Below are 8371 nucleotides of genomic sequence, written 5' to 3' on the forward strand. Positions count from 1 at the left end.
ATTTGCAGTAAATATTATGCTCATACAAAACGGGAACAAGCGTTTTTTGCCGTGTTTATCGTGCTGAGCAGTTACGAAATCTGCATTTAAAACTTCTGTACCGACTTTATAAGAATCAGGAAGGCCGTGAATCTCACAGAATTTGTTATGATAACCCGCAAGCCAGTTATATTTGCGTCTTACCTCTGGTTGTTTAGCATGACGTTTTATATTTTCCGAGATCACGTCTCTATGGTAATCCATTACTGAAAATTCATTAGAACCTATGACATTATCTTTAGGACCGTCATAGTAGGACAGTCGCTCATCTATGATATCAGGTAGATACGATCCACGCATATAGTTCAGGAAATAGAGCCCGTCCCCACCATCAAGCAATATTGCATTTCTCATAGGATTGGAATGCGGAGAGGCATAGTATTTATGATATGTTCTCAATTTTTTAATAGCAGCCTCAGTGAAGGCAATTCTTGGGTAAAGCGAAGTGGCTTCCATTCTATATGCGTTTATTAACGCCGGTCCAAATATAATCTCTTCATCGACGTAAATGTAATCGTAGTCTATGCCACCCCTAATAAAGTACCCTTCTAAAGCAAGCTCAAATTGGATTTCGCTGATCACCCCAAGCAATAGACCTATTTCCAATTCCCCATCCTCTTCTTCAATTGTTTCAACGACAATGACAACATTGTCAGTCAAAATCCTTGAAGTCCAGATGCCATTATTGAGCTTGACCTTTTGATATGCTGCGGAAAAGGCATTCTTGATTTTGTTCAAGAGTATATTTTGTTGCTCTACGTCATCTCCGGATATCAGGGCAGTAAAACCCAATATATCCCAATAGTAGACATATGCGCGAGTCATCTCAACCGAAGATGTTGTTATCATTCCCAACAATTATAGGGCCAAGTTCCTTTGATTAACGCTCCAAGTCCATCTCCCGCATGCGGCCGCTCGCGGTAAACTGCACGCTCTGTCCTTCCTGCACGCCGCGCCCCAGCTCGCGTGTCAGCGCCACGATGACCCGGCTTCCGTCCTGTACGGCGGACAGCTGACGTCCCTTCCAGGCCACTTCACCGGCGTAGTTCTGCCCTTTATTCGCGGTGGCGACGTAGAGCCCATTCCAGTCCTGCCCGCGCTTCTCCAGAGCCTGTTCGGCCTGCTGCAAGGCCCTGACCGCCTGGCGGTCGCTGATCTCCAGCAGCATCCGGCGCAGCCCCTCGTTGTCTCCCCGGGCGGATTCGATGCTGACCTGAATCATGCGCGCCTGGCTCACCACTGAGAAGTTCAGCTGGTGGCCCGCTTCCACCCCCAGCTCGCGCATGAATTCGCGTTGCGTGCGGCCGTTGCCTTCGCGGAAGGGATGGGCGGCGTTCATGTCCCCCATCAGCTCAGCAGCCTTCCCCGCGAACTCCGGCCGGGACAGGCCGCGCAGCTGGTTGTCCCGCTCCAGCTGGCGGAAGGTGTCCCGGAGGAAGGGCTCAACCATGGGACCATCGGCAAAGCGGGTCCCGCCCTTCATCAGCCCCGCAGGGGGCATGAAGCGCTCGCCCTGAATGGTGGTCCACTCACCGCGGGTCTTGCCCGCCCACTCGTACACGTCGCCGAATGCGCGGCGGTGGATCTCGCGCAGGTGATCCAGATCGAAGCGGCCGATGGGCCGCTCCAGTTGCTTCATCTGGGCCAGACGCACGGTACTGATGACGGTCTCGCGGGCCTGCAGTTCGGCGGCGTCTGTGAGACCCAGCCGGTTTTTGAAGGTGCCGTTCTCCTGAAGGTAAGGATCGGCGGCCACGGTCAGCCGGTCAGGGACGGCGGGCTGGAAGTGGGGCCGTCTTCAGGCGCTCGACCACCTCATCCGCGCTCAGCTCGCCGCGGACGTACCCGTCCAGGTGACCTTCAAACGCAGGGTCAATAGACAGGCCTTCCAGGCGCGCTTCATGCCGGGCGTGCTCAAGCGCTTTGCGCCGGGCCTCCTGGGCCAGGATCGGGGAATCCAGTACAGTCATGCAACACCTCCTGCTCGTGCTACACGCAGAATATCATGAAGCGGGTGGCTCGGGTGCCGTCTCCGGTTCCAGTTCTTCCGGGCGTTCCGGCTCGTCCGGCCCGGTAGGCGACGTTTCCTGCGCTTCGAGAGAGGCCCTGAGCAGGTCAATCATTTCCGCGTTGGCAAGGTCATGAGGATTCATGCGCTCTGATTGTGACCCATGTCGACCGGTGTGCGCGCCGCATCGTTGCTTGACACCTCAGGCCGACAGAGAAAGAAACCGGCTGAACAACTGGAGGGTCGGGGTGAGGCAGGGCAACTGCTGTCCCACGACGGCCAGCTCGTCGCTGTGGCGTCTGAGGGTCTGGCAGTCATCCAGGCTGAGTTCGAGAGGGGGAGCTGCCCGGTAGGCCGCGTCCAGCGCCGCCGTGGCGAGATCCCAGTCCTGTTGCTGCGCACGGAGCACAGCATTCTGGTACAGCGTCAGAGGTGAATTCATGGGCACCTGGTCATGCGGGGATGAGATCGGCAATGGTGTACATGCTGCCGGGATGGGTGAGTCGTCCGGGGGTGGGAAAGGATCCGCCGGGGCAACGGTGGGTCCGTCGGCGGGCCAGTGCGCCGTTCATCTCGAACAGGGCGGCCTGAGCACGCTCGGCGGCGTCCCTGGTGGCGCCGGGCAGCACCAGACTCAGGGCATAGAGGCAATTTGCGCTCTGCGTCGCCAGGTCACGGCCGGAGAGACGCTGAAAGTCCAGGATGTAGACGTAATCGTCGTTGTGCAGGGCCTCGCGCAGGGCGCGGGTGATGTGCGGATGGGTCGCTTCCGGGCCGCACTGCAGGGTCAGCAGGGTGGCGCCGCGTGGTGCGGGGGTGCTCCTGACGCGCTGCGTGCTGGTCAGTTCAGCCTCAGTCAGCAGGCGCGCGGCCAGGCCCCACTGGCGCATGCGGGTGATCAGGCAGTGGCGGTCGGTGCCGCGCGTCCCTGTCGTCCGGGAAGAGCCGTGAACGCGACCTATGGACAGAACACAGGGAGCACGGACGGCCCCGGGCGGATGGTGGTACAGCAGGCGGCCCCGCTGTCCGGGCGTCAGTTCGGTCTCGAGGAGCGCGGCGAGGAACTGACTGCAGTGTGTCCGGGCCTCGGCCGCGCTGCGCAGCGATTCGGGCAGGATGAATTCGAGGTGGAGGGTGGGTGGGTGGTGGGAACTTGAGAGGGGAAAAGGACGGGACGGAGTCAATCCGGTGAGCGTGGCTGCGCTCACCTGACCACTGTTCAGGACTTGCCCCATGAACGGATCGTAAAGTCATGACAGAAAGAGGGGCCGACAGGGAGGCGACTGCTTGATGAGTACCGCATGTGAAGGTCTGTCGGCCTGCCTGCTCAGCGGATCTCCAGCATCCTTGCAGCCAGTCCTTTTGGCGTCAGGTACCCTTCCAGCAGGGCGCGAACAGCAAGCTCCACCTCTTCAAGCGCCCCGATCATGGGGTACATCGCCGACGTGCTGGGCCGCACACCATAGCTCTGCACGACCGAACGGGCACGGAGGTGATAAGCCTCCTTCTGGTGCGTCAACAGGCCGTAGGCAATCCGCACGGCTGAGACAGGCTGCCTCCAGACCGTGACCTCACCCACCTGTTGCCGCAGTTCCTTCTTCTTGCGGCGGCTGCCACCAGGGTCACTCTGCACAAACGAGAAATCACGGCGCAGGTCAAAATCCAGGGCCCGGAGCACCAGATCACAGGCGTACACCGGCGGCAGCACCACGTCATCAAACACGACGTTCTGCTGGCCCACCTTCATCACGTCCCGGATGGCGAAGGCGCAGGCACCGACCGGTTCCGGCATGAGCGCCAGATACGCCGCGGCGGTCGGGTGCCAGCGGTGCAGCAGCCGCGCCAGGCCGGGCGCACTCGCGTACCGCCGCTCCTCGACCTCGGCGAACACCTGCCGCAACCCCGCCTCCATCCGCGCCACGGACCAGTCCCCCGGCGCGGCCCAGGTCAGCGCCAGGTCCAGTCCGGCGCCAAGCGACAGCACCCGCAGGTCAAACAGTTCCGCCGGCACGTCACCGATCCGTTCGAGCGCCCCGGCCGCCGCCGAGAATTCCCCGCGGCCCAGGTGGGCCGTCGCCGCCGCCCATTTCGCGAACGCGCGCTGCCACTGGTAGATCCGCCGCCCCTCATCCTCCGCGAGGCGGCAGAGCTGAATGACGGTGGCGAACTGACTGGCGCGTTCCTCCGCTTCCCGACCCTCACGCGGCAGGGCGGTGGCGCGCATCATCCCGCGCATGACCTCCGTCATCCAGCCGAACGGCTCTTCACCCGGCAGCGTGGGGAACACGTCACCCTCCAGCCCACCCACCCCCCAGAAGGCCGCCTTCTGCTGCAGGAGCGAGCGGGCGCGCTGCTCATGGACGCCGTCCACCCGCTGCGTCAGATCGGTCAGGGTCGCGACCGCTTCCGGGTAATTGCCCAGGAGGAACAGGCTGTTGGCCAGGGCCAGTTCCGTGAAGCGCCATCCGTACCGGAACTGCTGCCGGCGGTCGTCCTGGGCCAGGGCGATCGTCGTCTCCACGTGCCCGGCCGCCGAATGACAGGAGATCAGGGAGGCCCGGGTCCGGGCGACCGACACGGCCCCCTTGATCTGCTCCGCCAGAAACAGCGCCTGCGAGGCGTACTGCAGGGACTCCTCAAAGTTCTGCTCGTTGAGGTACAGGACCGCTGTGGGAAGGTAGATCCCAATCTGGGCCTCAATCAGCAGGTCCGTGACCGGCACCTGCGACAGCCGCCGGAGTGAGAACGCCAGCGCGCCGCGCATCTCCGCCAGGCGGGCATGCATGTGCGCGCCGCCCTCCATCATGATGTTGACCGACCGCTGGTAGACCGCGAATCCCTTGGCCACTTCGTTGGCCACGACGTCACCCATGGTCAGGCACCGCTTCAGCAGCCGGTCGTACTGCGGCGTGCGGCGCCAGTAGGAAACGATCAGCGCCCGGATGTACGCGGTGTCTGAGCCGATGCCCTCCAGGGCGTCCACGATCTGCTCGGGTGGAACATGCTCGATCTGCTCGATGAACCAGTCCTGGAAGACCTGCGAGGAGTCGAGATCAACGGCGTGAACGTCCATCTCTTACCCGGTGACAGCGGCCGGCCGGCGGTCAGTCCTTGTCGGCATTGATCGCGATGCAGCAGGCGGCTTTTGCCGCCTGAACGACGTGCCCTCTGGTCCCAGCGGCGTACGCTGATCCCAGGCCAATCAGAAGAACAAGAGCGTACCCAAGCAGTTTCTTCATGGTGAGCCCCCTTATGACAACCAGTCTTCCAGCACGGACCTTGCCAGGACCAGTTGATCCCGCTGAAACGGGAAGGTGATGCCAGCCTCGGCGAAGATGCGCTGCGCTCCAACGGTTGCGCCCAGCAGCATACTGCACTTCAGGCGCGTCAGGGCCGCCGTTCTGTCTTCGCGGTAGGCATGCACGAACTGCAGCGCCGCGAGCATCGCGACCGCGTAATCGATGTTGTAGAAGGCGTACTTGAAGGTGTGAGGCTTCTGCCACCGCTTGCTCAGGGCGTCCTCCAGCCCACTCCAGTCCACCCCGGAGGTGCGGGTCAGTTCCCGGTACCGGGCGTCGATCTGATCGGTGGTGGGGGGCCGCTGCTGGTAGAGCCACAGGTCCAGCCGGGTGCGCTCTTCAATGTCACTGAAGCGTTCCATGATGCGTTCCACCGTCGAGCGCAGGTACCACTGCCGCTCCTCTGCGCTGACCTCCTGCACCTCAAAGAATTCCAGCAGGCCGATGTAGGTGAACACGAAGGCGTAGAACTCCTGCACTTCCCAGAAGCCCGTGAAATCCCAGAACACGTGACCGGGCACACCCGAGAGGCTGTGATGGTGCGCGGCGTGCCCCAGTTCATGCAGCAGGCCCCGGAAGGACTCCACCCCACCGGAGAAGTTACAGACGAGCACCGAGCGCCCCCTGTCGAGGTCATGGGCGCAGATGTTGCCGTTCGGTTTTCCCGGCCGGGGCGCGAGGTCAAATCCGCCGTGGTCACGGATCTGCCTGACCACCCCGCCGAACTGACCGTCGATGCGGTTCAGGACCCGTTCGGCAGTCGGCACATACTCTTCGATGGGCAGCGCAGCGGTCGTGGGGGCCGTGAGCGCCACGTCCAGATCCCAGGGGCGTAGGGACGGCACGCCCAGCGCTCCGGCCCGGTGGTCACGCAACGCCAGGTCCACGTTCTGGAACACCTCGCCGATGGCTTCGAGCAGTGCCTCGGTATCCGCGATGGTGTCTGCCCGGCTGGCCCAGTGAAGACTGGCGTAGTCCGGAGCACCGCTCTCCACCGCGATGTCCTGCCTCACCTGCAGCAGGCGCCCCAGGAGGGCGTCCAGCTCAGGCGCGCAGGCCAGTTCCGCTGCCTTGATCTGCCGCCAGAGCACTTCACGCTCTGCCCGCTCCGGCGTTGATCGCAGCCGCGCCTCCGCGTCCGCCACGGTCAGGGACTCGCTCCCGTACGCCACCTGCTGACGCCCGACGATCACCTGGTAGTCCCTGATCAGCTGACGCTCCGCGGCGCGCAACTGCAGCAGGCGCGCGGACGGTTCCGGTTCCTCCTCCAGTGCCGCCGCCACGGCCGGGTGCAGGTCCGCGAGTCCACTGGCCAGCGCCAGACGCTGCAGCTCACCGTCGAGACGTTCAAGCTCGGGCAGCCAGTGCTCCGAGAACCGGCGGTGCAGCGCCTCCGTCTCCCCGTGCTCCGGCCGGGTGTGCTGGGCGACGATCTGCTCCAGCCACAGGCTCTGAATCCGGCATTTCAACTGATTCCAGTCCTGGAACCAGCCAGGCAGGGCGTCTTGGCCTGGCCCGAGGTCCGCCAGGGCCCGCTGCGCGTCAACGATGGCCTGTGCCCGGCGGTCAAGGTGCTGCAGTGCGGTGGACATGCCGTAATGTATAGCGAGACCCCAACCATGCCCGCTGCGTCACGCCTCTGCCCGTCTGATCAGATGCTCGCGGCCGTTCCAGTCCTGATCCTGGCGGCGGTCGCGTCGGCCCATGTCTGGCGCTGGCATCACGAACAGGTCAGCGCCTGGCGGGGTGGGGGTTTCGGCATGTACGCCACGGTGAATGACCAGCGGGGCCGCCGCGTCTCCCTGCTCGTCCTGGACCGGAGCGGGCACTGGCAGCAGGTGGAGGGACCCCGGTCACTCCGGGGCGTCAGTGAGACCCTGATGCTGCACCCCTCACGAGCCGATCTGCGGGCGTACGGTCAGGCGGCCGCCTGCAGCCCTGAGCTGCGGCAGGCCCCGCGCGGCCTCATCGCCCTGAAAGTCGAGTACCGGGAACTCACTTTCGATCCTGAGCGCTTCACCGTGACCAACACCCTGAAGGAGTCCGTGCGCCTTGCGCCCTGCCATTAACGCGGTCCGCTGGTGGACGGGCCTCTGCGATCAACTCGACGGGTGGCCCACGCTCGGCCTGATGACCCTCTTCGTGCTGGCAAGGTACAGCAGCTTCGGGGATCAGGTGCAGACCATCTACGCCTGCCTCCTGGCCGTGGCCATCCTCCTGCGGCAGGTGCTCCACGAGCAGGTGTTCTGGTTTACCGTACTCCTCGCCGCCGCCCTGCCTGTCGCCAACAACTGGTGGGTGCCTGGAGGGCACACCTTCCTGCTGCTGTACTGGATCTGCGCTGTGTTCCTGTCGTTCTTTGCACGCGACCAGCGCGGCATGCTCGCCGTCTCCGGCCGGTACCTGATCGGCGCCACGTTCCTGTTCGCCGCGCTGTGGAAGTTCATCTCCCCGGAATTCCTCGACGGGACGACCATGCGGTACTTCATGTCAACCACCATCCCGATCGGGGTCACCACCCAGCCGGTGACTGGCCTGACGCAGGATCAGCTGCAACACAACATCCAGACCATCACAAGTCTTCTGAACCAGAGCTCGACCTTGACCGTCCCACTGATCAGACCGCCGAACATCGCGCTCACCGCCGAGGTGTTCACGCGGCTGACCCAGGTCCTTGAAGTCGCGCTCGCGGTCGTCTTTCTGGCACCTCTGCCACGGCACAGGGTCGTCTGGCGGGATCTGGCCCTGATCCTGTTTTTCATCACCGCGTACAGCGTCCTGCCGGTCCCCAGCTTCGCGGTCCTGCTGGCCTGCATCGGTTTTGCGAGTGCGTCGTCACCGGTGACACGGGCGTTCTTCGTGCTGGCCTTCTTTCTCTGGCAGCTCATCACGCTTCCGTTCGGCAGCTGATGAACACGGTGAAGCACACTGGCGGTTAAGTACGTCGAAGGTAACTGCTCAGCAGGGTAAATTGCTCAGAATCTGAATTCAGCCCTATAAATTGCTAAGAAGCTGCTTTCAAATG

General features: G+C 62.9%; 10 protein-coding genes. 2 read left to right on the forward strand and 8 right to left on the reverse strand.

Annotated elements, in window-relative coordinates; translation table 11 throughout:
• The 8 genes from QZ271_RS12920 to QZ271_RS12955 form a co-directional block, all read right to left on the reverse strand.
• Positions 1-777: hypothetical protein (locus QZ271_RS12920; RefSeq protein WP_291432124.1), on the reverse strand; the 777-nt coding region annotated here is incomplete at its 3' end.
• A 142-nt stretch (positions 778-919) separates the two neighbouring features.
• Positions 920-1693, reverse strand: a complete 774-nt coding sequence (locus tag QZ271_RS12925) for a Fic family protein (protein WP_291432126.1) — start codon at positions 1691-1693, stop codon at positions 920-922.
• A 112-nt stretch (positions 1694-1805) separates the two neighbouring features.
• Positions 1806-2009 carry a hypothetical protein gene (locus QZ271_RS12930; RefSeq protein ID WP_189065189.1) on the reverse strand — a complete coding sequence of 68 codons (204 nt, stop codon included), beginning with the start codon at positions 2007-2009 and terminating at the stop codon, positions 1806-1808.
• A 240-nt stretch (positions 2010-2249) separates the two neighbouring features.
• Positions 2250-2489, reverse strand: a complete 240-nt coding sequence (locus QZ271_RS12935) for a hypothetical protein (RefSeq protein ID WP_189065187.1) — start codon at positions 2487-2489, stop codon at positions 2250-2252.
• A gap of 10 nt (positions 2490-2499) precedes the next feature.
• The gene (locus QZ271_RS12940) at positions 2500-3282 is read right to left on the reverse strand and encodes a hypothetical protein (RefSeq protein ID WP_291432129.1); all 783 of its coding nucleotides are present in this window, start codon (positions 3280-3282) and stop codon (positions 2500-2502) included.
• Between the two features lie 92 nt (positions 3283-3374).
• Positions 3375-5120 carry a hypothetical protein gene (locus QZ271_RS12945; RefSeq protein WP_291432131.1) on the reverse strand — a complete coding sequence of 582 codons (1746 nt, stop codon included), beginning with the start codon at positions 5118-5120 and terminating at the stop codon, positions 3375-3377.
• 31 nt (positions 5121-5151) lie between these two features.
• Positions 5152-5286: a hypothetical protein gene (locus tag QZ271_RS12950; RefSeq protein ID WP_268243911.1), complete on the reverse strand. Its 135-nt coding sequence runs from the start codon at positions 5284-5286 to the stop codon at positions 5152-5154.
• Between the two features lie 11 nt (positions 5287-5297).
• The gene (locus QZ271_RS12955; protein WP_291432134.1) at positions 5298-6938 is read right to left on the reverse strand and encodes a M3 family metallopeptidase; all 1641 of its coding nucleotides are present in this window, start codon (positions 6936-6938) and stop codon (positions 5298-5300) included.
• A gap of 63 nt (positions 6939-7001) precedes the next feature.
• Between QZ271_RS12955 and QZ271_RS12960 the strand changes: the two genes are divergently transcribed.
• Positions 7002-7415 (forward strand): hypothetical protein, encoded by a 414-nt coding sequence (locus QZ271_RS12960; RefSeq protein WP_291432136.1) that lies wholly within the window; start codon positions 7002-7004, stop codon positions 7413-7415.
• Positions 7416-7521: 106 nt separating this feature from the next.
• Entirely contained in the window at positions 7522-8256 is a 735-nt protein-coding gene (locus tag QZ271_RS12965; RefSeq protein ID WP_291432138.1) for a hypothetical protein, read from the forward strand.
• The last annotated feature ends 115 nt before the right edge of the window (positions 8257-8371 follow it).

It is taken from the genome of Deinococcus sp. (genome assembly GCF_018260555.1).
Classification (GTDB): Bacteria; Deinococcota; Deinococci; order Deinococcales; family Deinococcaceae; genus Deinococcus.